This window comes from Pseudoflavonifractor sp. 60 (assembly GCF_009911645.1).
In the GTDB taxonomy this organism is placed as follows: Bacteria; Bacillota; Clostridia; order Oscillospirales; family Oscillospiraceae; genus Lawsonibacter.
In genome coordinates, this window is the sequence record NZ_QWKI01000165.1 from 14,743 (window position 1) to 31,813 (window position 17,071).

Below are 17,071 nucleotides of genomic sequence, written 5' to 3' on the forward strand. Positions count from 1 at the left end.
AACAGCGCCTTCCTCCATGTGCTGAGCAAGGCGGCCCGAGCAAACCCTGAAAATATTTGTCTCCCCTAGGGGACGGAAAGAGAAAAAGGAGAATTTGTGATGAAATTGTGTATTGATGACGCCGACGTGGAGAAGATCCGCCGCATCTATGACCTGTACCCTGCGGACGGCATATCCACCAATCCCTCCATCCTGGCCAAAACCGGGCGAAGGCCCTACCAGGTCCTGACAGAAATCCGGGGGATCATCGGCGATAGCGGAGAGCTGTTTGTCCAGGCCGTCTCTCCCCAGGCGGAGGGCATTGTGGAGGAGGCCCGCAAGATTGTTTCCGAGCTGGGCAGGAGCACGCTGACCAAAATCCCCTGTGTGCCCGAGGGCTTCAAGGCCATGAAGCAGCTGAAGGCGGAGGGCCTGCGCTTTATTGGTACCGCCATCTACACCCCCATGCAGGGCTTTCTGGCGGCCAAATGCGGGGCGGAGTATGTGGCCCCCTACGTTAACCGGATTGACAACATGGGCTTTGACGGCGTTCAGGTGTCCAAGGACATTCACGATGCCATAGTCCGCAATGGTCTGGACAGCGGTCTGCTGGCGGCCAGCTTCAAGAACAGCCAGCAGGTGTTGGAGCTGGTCAAGTACGGCGTTAAGGCGGTGACTGTCGCGCCGGACGTGATGGAGGCGCTGGTCAAAAACGCCGCTATTGATTCTGCCATTGCCCAGTTCAACCGGGACTTTGCGGACCTGGTGGGCGAGGGTAAAACAATGTCGAATTGCTGAGCCGATGCCTGGAAACGTTTCCCAACGGCCCGCCTGCAAACCTCCTCAAGGAGATTGGGGTGAGCTGTTCAATCCGCAGACTGTAACAATGCAAATCTGGGGGTATTGCAGTGTTTGGCTGACCAGGGCGGCATGACCGTTGGCGCACAAGTGATTTTCCCATGCGGACAGTATAAATTGCCCCACCCAATGGCTCACCGATTGAGTGGGGCAATTTTACATCTGCGTATCTGGTTGCTTCTATTTTAAGCGATGGCCCTGTGTCCCATGACTGCGTACAAGCGCTCTCGCATCAATTCGGGTGTGGTATCCAGTACAACGGCGAATTCTTCACAGATCAGCTTTTCCGCCAGCTTCAGATACTGGATGTCCACCTGCCCCAGTCGTTTCTTCTGCCGGGCCAGCTCCCGCTGCTTGGCGCAGATTTCTTTGATTAAGAGCAGGCAGTCCTCCACCCTGTGAGAGGCCAGCAGACCACGGTAATGGGCGGTCAGGTCCATGGCCTTGCTGAACCGGAAAATATGGGGTTCCAGCTGGGAAAACAGCTCCAGATGATTTGTCGCTTCCCTCTGGCTGATTAGGGGGCGCATGGACGAGGTCATATCTACCGGCGTGTAGATGATTTCATTGCTGCTGGAAAAAACGGCGCCCAGCTTATAGTAATCGCCAGAGGCTCCCAGGACGGGCGGAGCTCCCACACTTTCGATTTTGTAGACACCTCTCTTATCGTAGAGGAGCAATGTTCCAATTTGATACATGGCGCTCAATCCAGATAGCTGCCCACAGGCTGGGTGTTGTTCTGCCGCTTGATTTTGACCAGGAGAGAGCCGTCCGGCTGCTCGCGCTCATCCACAATTTTATAAAGTGTTTTATTGCGGTCCAGGTGAGCTTTATAAGCCTTGTACTCTTTTCTGACCTGCTGTTTCTCGGCCTCTGAGGAGGTACCTTCCTTCAGCTGAAAGTGAATGGTCTGCTCCAGGCAGGCCGCCTTAATGCGTTTCATAGATAAAAGCCCTCCGTTTCCTTATGTGCAGCTATTTTATTATAATTTTACACATTTTTCAAAGGGTTGAATTCACAAAATTGTGCAATGCGCATATAGGGCAAAATGACGAAATTTTTGCGGATTCATTCGGTCTGCCCTGCGGCAGCCTGCCAGCGTCCATGCTGTAGAAGCGATTCGCCGACGGATCGGGCAGCTGCAATTTGCTGCTTGGCCCAATTTGCTGAAAAACTTGGAATCGTCTCGATTTGCTTTCCCAATGAACTATTGCGCAGATTTTCTGTTATAATGGTCCAAGTAAATAAACAGTTTATCTGAGAGAGGAAAGGAGATACCTCCATGGAACACGGTCAGGAGCGGATTAGGCAGCTCGCCATTCAATTTCAAAGGTGTCAAAAGACCCTGGCGGCCATCGGCGACCCCACCAGGCAGCAGATTGTCCTGGCGCTGCTCTCCGGCGGCTGCCGAGGGGTACGTGTAGGCGAGGTCACAGCTAAAAGTCACCTCTCCCGCCCCGCCGTATCCCATCACCTGGGTATTTTGAGGGAGGCTGGACTCATCAGCGTACGCCGGGAGGGGACAAAGAACTACTACTATTTTGACGCCAATCAGTCCTTGTGGGCGGAGATGCTGGGACTGTTTCAGCTTGCTAATGACCTGATTACTGACGCCGCAAATCAAAAAATGACAGAGGAGGATGAGGTATGACAATTTTAGAAGCGATGCAGGCGCGTCACTCCGTCAGGAGTTATCTGGAAAAGCCGCTGGAGGTGGGAGTCCAGCATATGCTGTTGACGGAAATTGACGCAGTCAATGGGGAGAGCGGCCTCCATGTCCAACTGGTTACCGGCGAGCCCAAGGCCTTCAGCAGCTTGATGGCCCGCTATGGGAAATTCTCCGGTGTGACCAACTACATCGTCCTGGCAGGAAAGAGGTCCCCGGACCTGGATGAGCGCTGCGGCTACTACGGAGAGCGGTTGGTACTGCTGGCCCAGCAGCTGGGGCTGAACACCTGCTGGGTTGCCATGACCTACAAGAAGATTCCCGGCGCGTTCCAGCTGGCTCCCGGAGAAAAGCTGGCCCTGGTCATCGCCCTGGGCTACGGCGAAACCCAGGGCGTCCCCCACAAGTCCAAGCCTGCGGAGGCGGTGGCCAACGTGGCGGATGCTCCCGCATGGTTCCGCGCCGGTGTGGAGGCGGCTCTGTTGGCCCCCACTGCCATGAATCAGCAGAAATTTACTCTGACGCTGAAGGAGGGCAGAGTGTGGGCCAGAGCGGGGGCAGGTTTCTACACCAAAGTTGACCTGGGGATTGTGAAATATCACTTTGAGGCCGGGGCGGGAAAAGAGGACTTCCAATGGGCGTAAACGGCGGAGCAGACAAAACGGAACTGTTTGAGCGGACGGCGGTTCCCAAAGCGGTGATGACCATGGTGGTCCCCACCATCCTCAGCTCCCTGGTCATGGTCCTCTACAACCTGGCCGACACCTGGTTTGTGGGGATGCTCAACGACCCCATCCAGAACTCCGCCGTAACCCTGGCCGCCCCGGTGCTGCTGGCCTTTAATGCGGTGAACAACCTGTTTGGGGTGGGCAGCTCCAGCCTGATGAGCCGTTCTCTGGGGAAAAAGGACTATGACTCCGTCCAGCGCAGCTCGGCCCTGGGCTTTTACTGTGCCCTGGTATGCAGTATGCTGTTTTCTGTGGGATACACCCTGCTCCGCCAGCCCCTGCTGGTGACTTTGGGGACGGACAGCGAAACGGTCCGGGCCACCAGTGAATACCTGAGGTGGACCGTCACCTGCGGGGCAGCCCCTGCGATTCTGAATGTGGTGATGGCCTATCTGGTGCGGGCGGAGGGGGCCGCCCTCCATGCCAGCATTGGGACTATGAGCGGATGTCTGCTGAACATTGTCCTGGACCCCATCTTCATCCTGCCCTGGGGGCTGAATATGGGGGCCTCTGGGGCGGGACTGGCCACCTTCCTGTCCAACTGCGCGGCCTGCGCCTACTTCTTCGTCCTGCTTTACTGCAGGAGGGGCAAGACCCTCGTCAGTATCAGCCCCTCCATGCTGAAAGCGGACTGGACGGTTTTCAAGGAGATCTGCGGTGTCGGCGTCCCTGCCGCCATCCAGAACCTGTTGAATGTGACCGGAATGACAGTGCTGAACAACTTTACCTCTTCCTTTAGCCCCAGTGTGGTAGCCGCTATGGGGATCGCCCAGAAGATCAACATGATCCCGCTCTATATCGCCCTCGGCTTCTCCCAGGGCGTCATGCCGCTCATCAGCTACAGCTACGCAGGAGAGCACAACCGGCGGATGCGGGATACCATCCTGTTTTCTGTCAAGCTGGCGTTGGGATTTATGGTGGCCGTCTCCCTGGAATATTTTCTGGGGTCGGAGCAGTTGATCTTCCTGTTCATGAAAAATGAAACCATTGTCCAGTATGGAGGCAGCTTCCTGCGGGGACTGTGTCTGGCCCTTCCCTTCCTCTGTCTGGACTTTCTGGCGGTGGGAGTGTTTCAGGCCTGCGGTATGGGCAGAAAAGCCCTTGTATTTGCCGTCCTCCGGAAGATCGTGCTGGAAATTCCGGCCCTCTTCCTCCTGAACCGGCTTTGGCCCATATATGGCCTTGCCTATGCCCAGCTGTCCGCAGAGCTTGTGCTGTCGATCGCGGCAGTGATTACAGTAACAAGGCTGTTGCAGAAAACAGCGGCTGCCGGTCCATAAAAACGGACGGAAATTTTCCGCTTGTCTCTGTTCAGAAGCGCAGGATAAAGGAAGGACCGCTGGATTTTGAGCCAGCGGTCCTGTAAGCATAAGGGGATTAGTTTGGCATACTCCAGGCCATATGGTCGGTGTGAAGCAGTTCCTCTGCTTTCTCGCTGAGGGGATGTCCCAAAAACTCAGAGTACAGTGTCTGTACATCGGGATTTTCATGGGAGAAGTGCATGGGATTGGCTTTGTCCAGGTTGTACAGCCGCTGGCCCCGGACACCGTACCGCTCCTCGTCTTCTGCGGAAATAGGCTGTCCGCCGCCGCCCACGCAGCCGCCGGGGCCGGTGCGTACATCTGCGAATGCGTCCGGGTCGGGGTTTTCGCCAGTGAGGACATAGGAGGCGGTGCGCAGGGCGGCCTCCATCACCCCACCGGTGGCGCCGAAGATGACCTCGGCGCCGGTGTGGGTCCCCAAGGGACTGTCCAGCGGCTCCTCCAGGATGCTGGCCGGGTCCAGTTGGTCCGCCCGGAGCATCCGTACCAGCTCCCGGGTGGTAAGCACCAGATCCACATCGGGACCGTGTTCGGTGACCATAGTGGGCAGCTCGCACTCCGCCTTCTTGGCCACGCAGGGCATGACGGAAACACAGAAAATCTTTTCTGGCTCCACCCCCAGCGTTTGGGCAAACCAGTGTTTGACAACACAGCCAAACATCTGCTGGGGGGATTTGGCGGTGGACAGCTGGCTCACCAGCTCCGGATACTGGCCCTATACCGTCCCTCGCGAACCAGGGCAACATAGCCCGGAATATCCACATGGGCGGGGCAGGTGGACACACAGAGGACCGGGTGGCTCAGACCGCAGATACAGCGGCCGTGGAGGATGTGCTCCTCGTAGTCCTTCCGGAAGCCCCGAACCCCTTTGGTTTCCAGGGCAGCGGTACGGTCCAGAACCCGTTCGATGAGTACCGTCAGCTGGCCCAGACCGATCCGGCAGGGGGCGCACTTGCCGCAGGTCTGCGCATGACACAGCCGCAGAAAGTTCAGCGACATATCCACCGGGCACAGCCCCGGCTGGCTGGCGTTGATCCGCCGCTCCATATCTCGGGTTAATCCGTTGAGTATTGTCTGCGCCCGGCCTGGGGTTTCGGGTGTGGCCCTTGCCGATGTACATGTCGTCCCGGATGCCGATGACGTCGGCCATGAAGGAGATCATGTTGGCCGTCTCCCGGACGGTCTCGCCATGGGCGATCTGGCTCTTGCCCTCGTCCAGGTCCTGGACCTCCAGCCCCAGCAGATTGCAGGCGAAGGCGAAGGAGAAGCGAGTGCGGGTGGAGTTGTCCCGGAACAGGGAGATGCCCAGACCGGACTCGAAAATCTTGGTGGAGATGTTGTTCTCCCGCATATAGCGCAGAGCGTCGGCCACGGTGAAGACGGCCTCGATTTCGTCGTCCGTCTTGTCCTAGGTGAGGAAGAAGTCCCCCTCGTACATCTCCTTAAAGTTGAGGGAATTGAGCTTGTCAATGTATTTCTGAAGAGTGGTGTTTACTCCTTATCTTATTTGATGTTGTTATCCGTCTTGCCGGCCCGGAACTGGAACACGTCAGCGGTCTTGTTCTCCTCCCGGTAGAGGGAGGGGACGGCGTCGTACAGGGCGGCGCAGCGGCTGGGGGAGGTGTAGAAAATCTGGCTGGTGGTGCAGGTGCCCCGGCCCAGGAAGCGGGCGTCCTGGTAGTGATCCGGGTTGCACTTGGGGTCCAGCATTTTCACAAGGCCCTTGACTTCCACGGTGTCGTCGGCGGGGTTCTCGTTGAGGGCCCGGACATCCTGGAGGATATCGGCCATCTTGTAAATAGCGTTGTCTCCCCGCTCCGGGGTGGAGCCGTGGCAGGACACACCCTTCACGTCCACCCGAATCTCCATGCGGCCCCGGTGGCCCCGGTAGATGCCGCCGTCGGTGGGCTCGGTGGAGATGACGAATTCCACCTGCTCCTTTTTGATGCCCTTCTCGGGGAAGAACTTGTTGACAATGTACTGCCAGCACATACCGTCACAGTCCTCCTCCTGGACGGAGCCCACCACCATGATCTTGTACCCGGCAGGAATCAGCCCCAGGTCCTTCATAATCTTAACGCCGTAGACGGCGGAGGCCATACCACCCTCCTGGTCGGAGCCGCCCCGGCCATAGATGATGGCGTCGTCCTCCCAGCCCTGGTAGGGGTCGGCGGTCCAGTTGTCCTGGTTGCCGATGCCCACGGTGTCGATGTGGGAGTCAATGGCGATGATTTTGTCCCCCTGGCCCATCCAGCCAATGATGTTGCCCAGGCCGTCCACCTCCACCTGGTCGTAGCCCAGCATCTCCATCTCAGCCTTGATGCAGGCCACCACTTCCTTCTCCTCGCGGCTCTCGCTGGGGTGGGAGATCATCGCCCGAAGGAAGGCGCTCATGTCGGCACGAAGGCCCTCAGCGGCAGCTAAGATTTTTTCCTTATCCATTTGAAAACCCTCCATATGTAACGTACTATGTATTTTGCCTCAATGGCACATCAAGCTGTGGGGTATTCCCCGCCCCACACAATACTCCGATATTTGTCCGGGTCGGTGTCCCCCTCAGTGGAGAACAGCAGTACCCGGCTGGTTTCGTTCAGGCCCAGAGCCTCCCTCAGCTCCTGAACGGATTCATCCTGCATTAAGGTAGAAATCAGCCCCATTCCCACCGCTCCGGACTCGCCGGAGGTCACAGCCGGGTCCCCCTTCAAAGGAGCGGCCAGCATCCGCATCCCCTTGGCGCTGACCCAGTCGGGGCAGGAGACAAAGGCGTCCGCATGGTTGCGCAGGATATCCCAAGAGATGGTGTTGGGCTCGCCGCAGGCCAGACCGGCCATGATGGTCTGGAGGTCGCCCCCCACCATCCGGGGTCTGCCGTCTCCGGCCAGAGCCCCCTGGTACAGGCAGTCGGCCGCTCGGGCCTCCATTACAATGAACTTGGGCGGGTCGCTGGGGTACAGGTTGGCGAAGTACCCTACCACCGCTCCGGCCAGGGAGCCCACTCCCGCCTGGACCAGCACGTGGGTGGGTTTTTCCCCCAGCTGCTGGGCGGCTTCGGCGGCTATGGTGCCGTAGCCCTGCATGATCCAGGAGGGGATCTCCTCATAGCCCTCCCAGGCGGTGTCCTGGACCACGACCCCGTGCTCCGTCTGAGCGGCCTCCGCTGCGGCCATGCGGACACAGTCATCGTAATTGACCTCCTCAATGGTCACCTGGGCGCCCTCCTTGGCGATGTTGTCGAAACGGCTCTTGGCACTGCCCTTGGGCATATGGACCACCGACTTCTGACCCAGCTTGTTGGCCGCCCAAGCCACACCCCGGCCATGGTTGCCGTCGGTGGCGGTGAAGAAAGTGGCCTGGCCGAAGTCCTTACGGAAATCCTGACTGGTCAGGTAGTCATAGCCCAGCTGGGACACATCCCGGCCCATCTCCCCGGCGATATACCGGGCCATAGCGAAGGAGCTGCCCAGCACCTTGAAGGCGTTGAGTCCGAAGCGGTAGGACTCATCCTTGACACACAGACTGCCCAGCCCCAGGTGGGCGGCCATACCCTCCAGCCGGGCCAGCGGGGTGACCGCGTACTGGGGAAAGCTCCGGTGGAATGCCTGGGCCTTTGATACCTGTTCGGTGGACATCATACCCAGGTGTTTGTCATCGCTCTTGGACATCTTGTTCAGGACCCATTTGATTGCTTCCATAAATATTCCTCCGTTTTGTCCAGACTGAAATTGATTGGTGTTTCCTATGATACAGCTATCCCCATCCTTTTACAAGCTGTCCCACCGCTAAGGCAGAAAATACGGTGCCAATTCCCACACCGTTTAAATGGCCGAAAGCCCACAGTGCCCCTGCTGCGGCAGCTATGGTCAAAATGCTGTCGAAGCAGACCTTCACGTTGCCGAAGCCTTTGCCCAGGCGTTTGGACAGGGCCCGTACAAAAGCCTCGCCGGGGAGCATAATGGCGTCCGCCAGTACCTCCAGATAGACGCCCAGAGACATAATGGTACAGCCTAGGACTAGAAAGACCGCCGAATTGAGCTAGGGTCCACCGTATTGAGAGGGGATCAGAGCCAGGGCCCCGTCCACACACAGGCTGAACAGGATGGTGACCGGTACCTGAATGGCCTGAGTTATGGTGAATTTTCCAATCAGCAGGCCCTCACACAGCAGAAAAAACAGGTTGAAGGCCAGGGTGCAGAGCCCCATGGAGATAGGGGAGATCAGGCTGAGCACAAAATGGATGGGGCAGCCACCGCGGCAGGGGGCGGTGAAGCAGCTGGTCAGGGGAACTTTCTCCTCCAGCTTCCGGCTGGGCGCGGCTTTGATGGGCTTGCGGTAGTAGTTGTCCTCAAAGACGCCCTGGGCCAGGGCCGCCGCAGCTTTAGGGTCCACCCCGGTCCAGCTTCCGCCGCCCAGGCTGTCCGGCTCCCAGCCCAGCTGGCGGAAGCGCTGATAGCCGCCAAGCTTCAGCAGAGTGGTGGCCACCGTGATGGGCCAGATACCCGCCTGGTCCAGGGCTTTGACGCTGTGAAGGTCCGCCCCGCCGGAGTAGGAGACACGCAGCTGGCCCTCAAATTCCTGGGACAGCCTGGAGGCCAGGGTTATGGACAGGGGGAACAGGGAGCGGCCCGACATATACATCTCCTCGCTGGGCAGCTCTCCGGCGGCCACATCCACGGGGAAGGTGTTGGTCAGCTTCACGCCAAATTCAACCCCGTGCCCGGCGGCCAGCTCCTGGAGCCGGCGAAACATGCGCCTGTGATGAGAACGGCATTCTCACCGGCATGAAGGGCGTCATTATCGCCGACACCGGGGCCTACGCATTCCTGGGCGTGCCGGTGCTTCACCGGGCCTGCACCCACGCCGCCGGGCCCTACAACTACCAGAATATTCATATCTTCGGTATGTCGGTGTACACCAACAACGTGGTCTCCGGCGCCTTCCGGGGCTTCGGCGTCACCCAGAGCTGCTTTGCCACTGAGATGAACATCAACCTCCTGGCCGAAATGGTGGGCATTGACCCCTGGGAGTTCCGCCGCCGCAACGCCATCAAGCCCGGCAACGTGCTGCCCAACGGCCAGACCGCCGACCCCAACACCAATATGGCCGCCTGCCTGGACGCGTTGAAGGATGTATTCTACGCCAATCCCTACGCCGGTATTGCCTGCGGCTTTAAGAACTCCGGCGCCGGCATGGGCAAGAAGGACATTGGCCGGGTCCTTCTCAGTGTGGAGCAGGGAAAGGTCCACATCCGTACCTCCGCCTCCTGCATGGGCCAGGGCATTGGGCAGATGACCCTGACGGAAATCTGCCATGTTACCGGCCTGGACCCCGCCCTGTTCGTCTTTGAGAACGCGGACACTGTGCGTACCCCGGACTCGGGAACCTCCACCGCCTCCCGCCAGACCGTGGTCACCGGCGAGGCGGCCCGCCGGGCGGGAGAACAGCTGAAGCTGGCCCTGGAGGGCGGAAAGACGGTGGCCGACCTGGAGGGACAGGAGTTCTTTGGGGAGTACTCCGTCGACCCTCTGGGGGCCATCAAGGAGAACCCCATCAGCCACGTCTCCTACTCCTACGGCGCGCAGGTCATCGTCCTCAATGAGGAGGGCACGATCACCAAGGCTGTCTCCGCCTTTGATGTGGGTACCCCGGTAAACATCCAGTCCGTGGAGGGACAGATCGAGGGCGGCATGGTCATGGGCATCGGCTACGGCGTCACCGAGAAATTTGAGTGTGTGGACGGGGTCCCCAAAAGCAAATTCGGCACCATTGGATTTATGCGAGCCACTGACGCCCCGGAGTTGGAGGTCATTCTGTGCCGTCCGGAGGAGGGGGACAAGCTCCCCTATCCCTTGGGGGCCAAGGGCTGCGGCGAGCTGTGCATGATTCCCACCGCCCCCGCCTGCACCCACGCCTATTACCGTCTGGACGGCAAATTTCGTCAGAGTCTTCCTCTGGAAGGAACTCCCTACCGCAAGAAGTAACCCGCCGAGAGCGCTTGGCTTTTACCAGGCGCTCTAACAATGAGGAACGTTATTTGATTAAAAACATATCGATCTGTACAGGCCGAACCGGGAGGAAGCCATATGAAGCTGATACAGACCGAGAAAACGGTAGGCCAGGTGCTCTGCCACGACATCACCCAAATCATCCGAGGCGTGACCAAGGACGCAGTATTTCGGCAGGGGCATATGATCCGGGAGGCGGACGTCCCCGTCCTGCTCAGCGCAGGCAAAGACCATATCTACATTTGGGAAACGGATGACACCAAGCTCCACGAGGACGAGGCGGCGGACATTCTGCGCCAGATTTGCCAGGGGGAAGGCATGGAGGCCAGCGCCCCTGAAGAAAGGGGACAAGCTGTGCGGCGTCCGCGTCATCCCTCTGGTCATTGAAAAGGAGAAGATGGAGCGGGCCAAACAGGCGGCGGGGGCAAAGCCGCTGCTGGAACTGCTTCCCCTCCGGCCCAGGAAATGCGGTCTGGTCACCACCGGGAACGAGGTGTTCCACAGGCGCATTCCGGACACCTTCACCCCGGTGATCCAGGCAAAGCTGGGGGAATACGGCTGTGAGATGGCGGCCCATGTGGTGCTGGACGACAATCAGGAGAAGATCACCGCCGCCATTCAGCAGATGCTGGACAGGGGTTGTGAAATGGTCCTGTGTACCGGAGGCATGAGCGTGGACCCGGACGACCGGACCCCTGCGGCGATCCGCGCCGCCAGGGTTGAGGTGGTCAGCTACGGCGCGCCAGTCCTGCCGGGGGCTATGTTTCTGATGGCCTATACCGGGGATGGCCGGCCTGTGTGCGGCCTGCCTGGCTGTGTCATGTACGCAAGGCGGACCATTTTTGACCTGGTCCTCCCCCACCTGTTGGCGGATGTGCCTGTCACAGCGGATTGGCTGGCCGGTCTGGGCCACGGCGGGCTGTGTTTGAACTGCCCGGAGTGCCATTTTCCCAACTGCGGCTTTGGAAAGGGAGTATAACCATGGAACGTCAATTGACCCATATTGACGCCAACGGCAACGCCCGCATGGTGGATGTCAGTGGTAAGGCGGTCACCAGCCGCACCGCTATCGCCGCTGGCCGTATCTTCATGAGTCAGGACTGCTTCGACATGGTGGCCCAGGGCCGGGCGAAGAAGGGGGACGTGCTGGAGGTGGCCCAGGTAGCGGGCATCATGGCCGCCAAGGGGGCCAGCGATGTAATTCCCCTGTGCCACTGCCTCAACCTGACGGGTACGGCGGTGACCTTCCGCCTGCTTCCGGAGGACTGCGCCATTGAGGCAGTCTGTACCGTAACATGCGATGGAAAAAACGGCGTGGAGATGGAGGCCCTCACCGGCGTATCCGCCGCGCTGCTCACCATCTACGACAAGTGCAAGGCGGTGGACCGAAGAATGGCGATCTTGGATATCCATCTGTTGGAGAAGTACGGCGGCAAAAGCGGCGACTTTTATTTTGAGGAAGAGCGGCCATGACCGATCAGTTTGGACGAGAGATTGACTATATGCGCATCTCCATCACCGACCGGTGCAATCTGCGGTGCCGGTACTGTATGCCGGAGGGCGTGAAATTTCTGGACCACAGGGACATTCTGCGCTATGAGGAGATATTGCAGATTGTCTAGGGGGCGGTGGAGCTGGGGATTGTCAACTTTAAGGTGACCGGCGGTGAGCCGCTGGTGCGGCGGGACTGTGTGGACCTGATCCGGCGGCTGAAAAACCTGCCCGGTGTCCGGACGGTGACGCTGACCACCAATGGAGTTTTACTGGCCCCTCTTGCCCGGGCGCTGGCCGAGGCGGAAGTGGACTGGGTCAACATCAGCCTGGACGCCCCCGACCGGGAGACCTACGCCGCCATCACCGGCTTTGACGTGCTGGACCGGGTTCTGGCCGGACTGGATGCCTGTGAGGCGGCGGGCGTGCGGGTCAAGCTGAACTGTGTCCTGCTGCCGGAAAGCCAGAACCGCCTGGTGTCTCTGGCCCGCTTTGCCCAGGAACGGCCGGTGGACGTGCGGTTTATTGAGATGATGCCCATCGGCCTGGGCGCGGGGAGCACAGGGATTGCCTGGGAGGAGGCGCTGTCCCTTCTTCAGCGGGAGTGGCCCGACCTTCACCCCGTAGAGGAGCGCCGGGGCAACGGACCTGCCCGCTGCTATGTCAGCAGAGCGATCCAGGGGCGTATCGGCGTCATCGACGGGGTGAGCCGCAAATTCTGTGCCCAGTGCAACCGGGTACGGCTGACCAGCACCGGCCAGCTGAAGCCCTGTCTCTGCTACAGCGACGGAACCGACCTGCGGGAAATTCTTCGGACCTGCCCGGAAAAGCTGACAGAAGCCATGAGGGAGGCCATTTTCTGCAAGCCCCAGGCCCACTGCTTCGACTGCGCGGACGAGATTACAGAACAAAAGGTCATGAGCCAGATTGGAGGATAACATGGGAACCGTGATTGCCATTTGCACAAGCCCCGCCCGGGGAACACAGAAGGTCTGCCAGACCAGCGGGGAATTTGTGAGGGACTGGGGCATCCAGGGAGACGCCCACGCCAGGCACTAGCACCGGCAGGGGAGCCTGCTCAGTGCGGACAAGGTCCGGCAATTTAACGAAAAGGGCGCGGGGGTGGAGCCCGGCGCCTTCGGGGAAAATCTGGTGGTGACAGGCTTTGACTTCCGCTTTCTGCCGGTGGGCACGCTGCTGCGCTGCGGACAGGTGCTGCTGGAAATCACTCAGATTGGCAAGGAGTGCTACGGCCACTGTGAAATTTTCAAGAAAATGGGGGACTGCATCATGCCCCGAGAGGGGGTGTTCGCCCGGGTGCTGGAGCCGGGGACCATCGACCTAGGGGATGAGATGATCCTCCAGCCCCGCACCACCTTCCGGCCCTGGCAGGCGGCGGTGATAACCCTCAGCGACAAGAGGGCCGCCGGCCAGCGGGAGGACAAAAGCGGTCCCGCCATTGTTCGGCGTCTGACGGAACAGGGCTGCGAGGTGGTGGAGCAGCTGCTGATCGCTGACGACCCGGAGTTGTTGAAGCGCCACCTGATCCGCCTGGCCGACCAGCGGCAGCTGGACCTGATTCTCACCACTGGCGGCACCGGCTTCGGTTCCCGGGATACAACCCCGGAGGCAACCCTGTCGGTGGCCCACCGGAACGCCCCCGGTATTTCCGAGGCCATTCGGGCGGCATCTATGGCCATCACACCTCGGGCTATGCTTTCCAGAGGAGTTTCCATCATCCGGGGCAGGACCCTGATTGTCAATCTCCCCGGTAGTCCGAAAGCCTGTATGGAGAGCATGGACGTATTTCTGGACGTAATCCCTCACGGGCTGGAGCTGCTGAGGGGCGGGACGCTGGACTGTGCCCATCTTCCGCCTGATTGATGTGGGAAAGGAATGAGTGAGCATGAAAAAGATTCAAGGGCTGATTTTATCTGCGGCAATGCTGCTGTCTCTCACCGCCTGCACCACAGAGGAAGCAATGGAGGTATTTCGGAGCGTGGGCTTTGTCCCCGTGGAGCGATAAGGAGAATTTTATGGATTGGTACCCTCTGCTCAACTCCCTGCGCATCGCGGCGGCGATGTGAGGGTGTGGATGGCGGATGTGGAGGCGGGAGACTGATAAGACAGTTCAAAGCGGTGATAGAAAATTGCCGCATAAAAAGCCAACGGCTGCCCCGGAGGACAGCCGTTTTTCGCCTTATTCTGCCGGAGTCGTGCCGTTCAGGGGGATGACTACGGTCTTTTCGCCGATGACCAGGCTGAGCGTACCTCCCTGGAATTGGGCCGGGTCGGTGACCTCAGTCAGCTGGAAAGTCTCATTTTGCCTCTGCCAGCTCAGGTCGCCAACGCCAGTTCCAGTGCCGCCTCCAAACACCCGCTGGGCGGACATGGTCTGGCCGTCCGGGCTGGTCAGTGTGACCCATCCGTCCAAGCGTTCCCTGTTCAGATTTTCCAGACTCATGGACAGATGTACGTTCATAGGAGACAGATAGATCTCCTTCACCACCGGGTCGTCCACCAGCTGATCCCAGCCCGTGTCCTTCTCCGGCAGAGGCAGCTGGACAGACCAGTCCCCGGATAAAGTACGACCTTTTCCCGGTCTGAGTCAAAGTATACCAAATTCTTGGCATCCAGCAGAAGGTAGGCGGCTCCCTGGTCCAGCCTTGCGGTTTCCGTCACGTGCATACTGAACAGTATGGAGAGGTGATTGTCTGTCTGGCCGCCGTCCTCCAAAATCCTCCAGCCCCACGAATAGCAGGTGTTGACATTGAGGTCTGCGCCATTCTCATCTAAAAGTTGGAGTTTTACGCTGTTTCTACCAAACCGCAGCCCCTCGCTCTTTTCATCCAGTACCGTCCCTTCAGGCGCCGTAAATTCAGCTAACGCCAGAATGGAATAGCGGTCCATCAGCACTTGTGTAACATGAAGCGTAGCGCCATTGTCCGTTTCCGTAATGTCCAGCGCTTCCGCTCCAGGAGCCAGCAGCTCCTGTGCCTGCGCGCCGCCGCCCAAGTAGTCGATCAGACGCTGGTCCAGCCCCGTCACCACGGCAGCCGCACAGGAGAGAACCATCAGCGCCGCCGCAATACCTGCCGCTGCCAATTGTTTCAGCCTCTTCATCGGAAGAACCCCCTTTTTTTCTGTCTGGAGAAGGCGGCCCAGCACGGCCTCCTCCTGTTCCGGGGTTGGCGCAAGCCGGTCAAACATCCGGTTCAGTTCATGTGGTCCCATAGCCTTCCGTCTCCAATCGTAATTTCAGCTTTCTTCTTGCCTGAACCAGTCGGGAGCGCACCGTGGAGGAATTTTCTCCCAGTATTTGGGCGATTTCATCGGTGGCATAACCCTGGTAGTAGTAGAGAAACAGCACAAGCCGGTGCTTGTCCGGCAGGGCGGCCACCTGTTCCCAGATCTGATACTTGACGAAGAACCGGAGCAGGATGTATTCTATGGCAAGTACGGCGATTTTCGGCGCGACTACCTCCGGGAGCATAAGCCCCAGCTGTGGATGGTGCTGGTGAACAGCGGCAAGTTGGCCGACCATCTGAAAGGTGTCGAGCGGATGGCGGAGCAGCGCATGGATACGCTCCTGCCGGAATTGATGAAAGCTGCTGGCGTGACCGAGGAATTGAAAGCCCGTGACCAGATGGCGTGGGTAGGGCTGGTCAACAACTGCCGGGCGCGGGCCGATGAGATTATCCTGGCCGATCTGGTCTATGTTTGAGGGGGCGGTCTGATGCTGACCTTTGAGAAAGTGATGGTGGTTTTCAAAGATTATCTCGCCGAGGATACCCGATATGAGATCGTCATGACCTCTCACGGCTACACAGTGCTGGAATGGGATTCCAGAGCTAACACCTGGGCAGGCGAGGAACTTTGTGCCACGCCGGAGATCATGCGGGATGTGCTGTTGGATTGCTTCACCGGGTATCTGGAATATAAAGCGATCACCGCAAAGGGAGAAATTACCGTGGCTGAACAGGAGCGGATCGCCACACAGCGGCAGGCGCTTTTGGAGAAGCTGCAATAAAAATTAGCAGCGGCCTGGGGATGATGCCTGGGCCGCTGCTGGCTTAACCACCAATGTTTTGATACCGATAGTTTGAAAAAGATAGAAAATTCCATACTCCCTCCACATTGCCATGTTACACTATACTGAAGGAGGTGCGCTGATGGCAACACTATTGATCGTTGAAGATGATATTGATACCAACGAAGCCGTTTGCGAATATCTGCAAGACGCTGGACACACCACAATTCCTGCGTTTGACGGCGACGAAGCAATTACCCTTTTCTCTGAAAACAAAATTGACTTGGTTGTGCTGGATATTATGCTGCCCACCATTACGGAGCTGGCCGTCCTAAATTCCATCCGCAAGACAAGCCAAGTCCCTGTACTCATGCTCACAGCCATGGAGGATGAAGGTACTCAAATCGCCAGCTTTGACGGACAGGCCGATGACTACATAACAAAGCCGTTTTCTATGGTCATCCTGGGAAAGCGGATCACCGCTCTACTGCGCCGGAGCAATCCTGCTGAAAAGGTAGACGTATGGACATACGGCGATCTGACCGTCAATTTCTCCGGCTACTCCGCTCATGACGCCAACGGAGAACTGGAAGTTACCGCAAAGGAGCTTGACCTGCTCAAATTACTGGTTGAACATCAAGGGCTGGTGCTGTCCCGCACACAAATCCTGGACGGCGTGTGGGGTGACAACTCCAATGTGCTTGACCGGCTTGTTGATACCTACATCAAGAATTTACGGAAGAAGCTGCACCTTGACTGCATTAAGACGGTCAAGGGAATTGGATATAAACTTGAGGTCAGCCAATGAAAAAATTAAAGATTTTCCCAAAAACATTCCTTTACACTTTGAGCCTGATGCTGATTATTGCCCTGCTCTCCCATACGCTGATCTACTTCCTGATGCCGTGGGCTTACAACTATAGTAAAAACAGTTGAAAAAAGGTATGGCAACGAGTAGAATAAGATCATGAGCTATTCAAAAAGATATAGGGAAC

The 17,071-nt window shown here is 58.4% G+C and carries 19 protein-coding genes and 6 pseudogenes; 13 read left to right on the top strand and 12 right to left on the bottom strand.

Features of this window, described 5'->3' with window-relative positions; translation table 11 throughout:
* The first annotated feature begins 99 nt into the window (after window positions 1-99).
* Window positions 100-777 carry a transaldolase family protein gene (locus D1646_RS16970; protein WP_160637609.1) on the top strand — a complete coding sequence of 226 codons (678 nt, stop codon included), beginning with the start codon at window positions 100-102 and terminating at the stop codon, window positions 775-777.
* 245 nt (window positions 778-1,022) lie between these two features.
* Here D1646_RS16970 and D1646_RS16975 read toward each other — a convergent pair whose 3' ends face one another.
* Window positions 1,023-1,535 (bottom strand): hypothetical protein, encoded by a 513-nt coding sequence (locus D1646_RS16975; RefSeq protein WP_160637610.1) that lies wholly within the window; start codon window positions 1,533-1,535, stop codon window positions 1,023-1,025.
* A gap of 5 nt (window positions 1,536-1,540) precedes the next feature.
* The gene (locus tag D1646_RS16980) at window positions 1,541-1,780 is read right to left on the bottom strand and encodes a hypothetical protein (protein ID WP_160637611.1); all 240 of its coding nucleotides are present in this window, start codon (window positions 1,778-1,780) and stop codon (window positions 1,541-1,543) included.
* A gap of 339 nt (window positions 1,781-2,119) precedes the next feature.
* On the opposite strand from D1646_RS16980, the gene D1646_RS16985 reads away from it, so the two are divergent.
* The 3 genes from D1646_RS16985 to D1646_RS16995 are packed head-to-tail and all read left to right on the top strand — an operon-like array spanning window position 2,120 to window position 4,511.
* Window positions 2,120-2,488: a metalloregulator ArsR/SmtB family transcription factor gene (locus D1646_RS16985; RefSeq protein WP_160637612.1), complete on the top strand. Its 369-nt coding sequence runs from the start codon at window positions 2,120-2,122 to the stop codon at window positions 2,486-2,488.
* Window positions 2,485-3,147, top strand: a complete 663-nt coding sequence (locus D1646_RS16990) for a nitroreductase family protein (protein ID WP_160637613.1) — start codon at window positions 2,485-2,487, stop codon at window positions 3,145-3,147. Before D1646_RS16985 ends, D1646_RS16990 begins: the two co-directional genes overlap by 4 nt.
* Complete coding sequence (locus D1646_RS16995) at window positions 3,138-4,511, top strand: MATE family efflux transporter (RefSeq protein WP_160637614.1); 1,374 nt, start codon at window positions 3,138-3,140, stop codon at window positions 4,509-4,511. Before D1646_RS16990 ends, D1646_RS16995 begins: the two co-directional genes overlap by 10 nt.
* Window positions 4,512-4,608: 97 nt before the next feature.
* On the opposite strand, the gene D1646_RS17000 is transcribed toward D1646_RS16995, so the two are convergent.
* The 7 genes and pseudogenes from D1646_RS17000 to D1646_RS17030 all read right to left on the bottom strand — a co-directional run bounded on the left by D1646_RS17000 (window position 4,609) and on the right by D1646_RS17030 (window position 9,299).
* A complete protein-coding gene (locus D1646_RS17000; RefSeq protein WP_347565243.1) occupies window positions 4,609-5,250 on the bottom strand; it encodes a [Fe-Fe] hydrogenase large subunit C-terminal domain-containing protein in 642 nt (213 codons plus the stop codon).
* 5 nt (window positions 5,251-5,255) lie between these two features.
* Window positions 5,256-5,624, bottom strand: a pseudogene (locus tag D1646_RS17005) (NADH-ubiquinone oxidoreductase-F iron-sulfur binding region domain-containing protein); the annotation flags it as partial.
* A gap of 28 nt (window positions 5,625-5,652) precedes the next feature.
* Window positions 5,653-5,991: pseudogene (locus D1646_RS17010) on the bottom strand (knotted carbamoyltransferase YgeW); the annotation flags it as partial.
* A 164-nt stretch (window positions 5,992-6,155) separates the two neighbouring features.
* Window positions 6,156-6,995, bottom strand: a pseudogene (locus D1646_RS17015) (YgeY family selenium metabolism-linked hydrolase); the annotation flags it as partial.
* 50 nt (window positions 6,996-7,045) lie between these two features.
* Window positions 7,046-8,245: a diaminopropionate ammonia-lyase gene (dpaL, locus tag D1646_RS17020; protein WP_160637616.1), complete on the bottom strand. Its 1,200-nt coding sequence runs from the start codon at window positions 8,243-8,245 to the stop codon at window positions 7,046-7,048.
* Between the two features lie 55 nt (window positions 8,246-8,300).
* Window positions 8,301-8,561, bottom strand: a pseudogene (locus D1646_RS17025) (DUF6198 family protein); the annotation flags it as partial.
* A gap of 24 nt (window positions 8,562-8,585) precedes the next feature.
* Entirely contained in the window at window positions 8,586-9,299 is a 714-nt protein-coding gene (locus D1646_RS17030) for a hypothetical protein (protein WP_160637618.1), read from the bottom strand.
* Here D1646_RS17030 and D1646_RS17035 point away from each other — a divergent pair.
* The 6 genes and pseudogenes from D1646_RS17035 to D1646_RS17055 all read left to right on the top strand — a co-directional run.
* Window positions 9,296-10,531: pseudogene (locus D1646_RS17035) on the top strand (molybdopterin cofactor-binding domain-containing protein); the annotation flags it as partial. The gene D1646_RS17030 and the pseudogene D1646_RS17035 sit on opposite strands and share 4 nt — an antisense overlap.
* A 102-nt stretch (window positions 10,532-10,633) precedes the next feature.
* Window positions 10,634-11,534, top strand: a pseudogene (locus D1646_RS17040) (molybdopterin-binding protein).
* Between the two features lie 2 nt (window positions 11,535-11,536).
* Window positions 11,537-12,028, top strand: coding sequence for a cyclic pyranopterin monophosphate synthase MoaC (gene moaC / locus D1646_RS17045; RefSeq protein WP_160637619.1), 492 nt, complete (start codon window positions 11,537-11,539; stop codon window positions 12,026-12,028).
* Window positions 12,025-12,177: a hypothetical protein gene (locus D1646_RS24030; RefSeq protein ID WP_347565244.1), complete on the top strand. Its 153-nt coding sequence runs from the start codon at window positions 12,025-12,027 to the stop codon at window positions 12,175-12,177. The genes moaC and D1646_RS24030 overlap by 4 nt, the downstream gene beginning before the upstream one ends.
* Before the next feature lie 6 nt (window positions 12,178-12,183).
* Window positions 12,184-12,984, top strand: a complete 801-nt coding sequence (locus D1646_RS17050; protein WP_347565245.1) for a radical SAM protein — start codon at window positions 12,184-12,186, stop codon at window positions 12,982-12,984.
* Window positions 12,985-13,120: 136 nt separating this feature from the next.
* Complete coding sequence (locus tag D1646_RS17055) at window positions 13,121-13,930, top strand: MOSC domain-containing protein (RefSeq protein WP_243154224.1); 810 nt, start codon at window positions 13,121-13,123, stop codon at window positions 13,928-13,930.
* 316 nt (window positions 13,931-14,246) lie between these two features.
* Here the strand turns inward: D1646_RS17055 and D1646_RS17060 are convergent, their stop codons facing one another.
* From D1646_RS17060 to D1646_RS23420, 3 genes are read right to left on the bottom strand one after another with little or no spacing between them, the layout of a single operon-like run.
* The gene (locus tag D1646_RS17060; RefSeq protein WP_160637620.1) at window positions 14,247-14,528 is read right to left on the bottom strand and encodes a hypothetical protein; all 282 of its coding nucleotides are present in this window, start codon (window positions 14,526-14,528) and stop codon (window positions 14,247-14,249) included.
* 20 nt (window positions 14,529-14,548) lie between these two features.
* Window positions 14,549-15,280 (bottom strand): hypothetical protein, encoded by a 732-nt coding sequence (locus D1646_RS17065; protein ID WP_160637621.1) that lies wholly within the window; start codon window positions 15,278-15,280, stop codon window positions 14,549-14,551.
* A complete protein-coding gene (locus D1646_RS23420) occupies window positions 15,267-15,446 on the bottom strand; it encodes a sigma factor-like helix-turn-helix DNA-binding protein (protein ID WP_347565246.1) in 180 nt (59 codons plus the stop codon). The genes D1646_RS17065 and D1646_RS23420 overlap by 14 nt, the downstream gene beginning before the upstream one ends.
* On the opposite strand from D1646_RS23420, the gene D1646_RS17075 reads away from it, so the two are divergent.
* From D1646_RS17075 to D1646_RS17085, 3 genes are all read left to right on the top strand, one after another.
* Window positions 15,366-15,770 carry a TnpV protein gene (locus D1646_RS17075; protein ID WP_160637622.1) on the top strand — a complete coding sequence of 135 codons (405 nt, stop codon included), beginning with the start codon at window positions 15,366-15,368 and terminating at the stop codon, window positions 15,768-15,770. The two genes, D1646_RS23420 and D1646_RS17075, sit on opposite strands and share 81 nt — an antisense overlap.
* A 12-nt stretch (window positions 15,771-15,782) precedes the next feature.
* The gene (locus D1646_RS17080; protein ID WP_160637623.1) at window positions 15,783-16,076 is read left to right on the top strand and encodes a hypothetical protein; all 294 of its coding nucleotides are present in this window, start codon (window positions 15,783-15,785) and stop codon (window positions 16,074-16,076) included.
* Window positions 16,077-16,218: 142 nt separating this feature from the next.
* On the top strand, window positions 16,219-16,884 hold the full coding sequence (locus D1646_RS17085; protein WP_160637624.1) for a response regulator transcription factor: 666 nt from the start codon (window positions 16,219-16,221) through the stop codon (window positions 16,882-16,884).
* The last annotated feature ends 187 nt before the right edge of the window (window positions 16,885-17,071 follow it).

Bases quoted from the DNA above. Each gene is read 5' to 3' on its own strand.
- D1646_RS17065 (WP_160637621.1), bottom strand. From the start codon at position 15,280: ATGGGACCACATGAACTGAACCGGATGTTTGACCGGCTTGCGCCAACC.
- D1646_RS16990 (WP_160637613.1), top strand. From the start codon at position 2,485: ATGACAATTTTAGAAGCGATGCAGGCGCGTCACTCCGTCAGGAGTTAT.
- D1646_RS17060 (WP_160637620.1), bottom strand. From the start codon at position 14,528: ATGAACGTACATCTGTCCATGAGTCTGGAAAATCTGAACAGGGAACGC.
- D1646_RS17030 (WP_160637618.1), bottom strand. From the start codon at position 9,299: ATGTTTCGCCGGCTCCAGGAGCTGGCCGCCGGGCACGGGGTTGAATTT.
- D1646_RS24030 (WP_347565244.1), top strand. From the start codon at position 12,025: ATGACCGATCAGTTTGGACGAGAGATTGACTATATGCGCATCTCCATC.
- D1646_RS17085 (WP_160637624.1), top strand. From the start codon at position 16,219: ATGGCAACACTATTGATCGTTGAAGATGATATTGATACCAACGAAGCC.
- D1646_RS17080 (WP_160637623.1), top strand. From the start codon at position 15,783: ATGCTGACCTTTGAGAAAGTGATGGTGGTTTTCAAAGATTATCTCGCC.
- D1646_RS16985 (WP_160637612.1), top strand. From the start codon at position 2,120: ATGGAACACGGTCAGGAGCGGATTAGGCAGCTCGCCATTCAATTTCAA.
- D1646_RS16970 (WP_160637609.1), top strand. From the start codon at position 100: ATGAAATTGTGTATTGATGACGCCGACGTGGAGAAGATCCGCCGCATC.
- dpaL (WP_160637616.1), bottom strand. From the start codon at position 8,245: ATGGAAGCAATCAAATGGGTCCTGAACAAGATGTCCAAGAGCGATGAC.
- D1646_RS16995 (WP_160637614.1), top strand. From the start codon at position 3,138: ATGGGCGTAAACGGCGGAGCAGACAAAACGGAACTGTTTGAGCGGACG.
- D1646_RS16980 (WP_160637611.1), bottom strand. From the start codon at position 1,780: ATGAAACGCATTAAGGCGGCCTGCCTGGAGCAGACCATTCACTTTCAG.
- D1646_RS16975 (WP_160637610.1), bottom strand. From the start codon at position 1,535: ATGTATCAAATTGGAACATTGCTCCTCTACGATAAGAGAGGTGTCTAC.
- moaC (WP_160637619.1), top strand. From the start codon at position 11,537: ATGGAACGTCAATTGACCCATATTGACGCCAACGGCAACGCCCGCATG.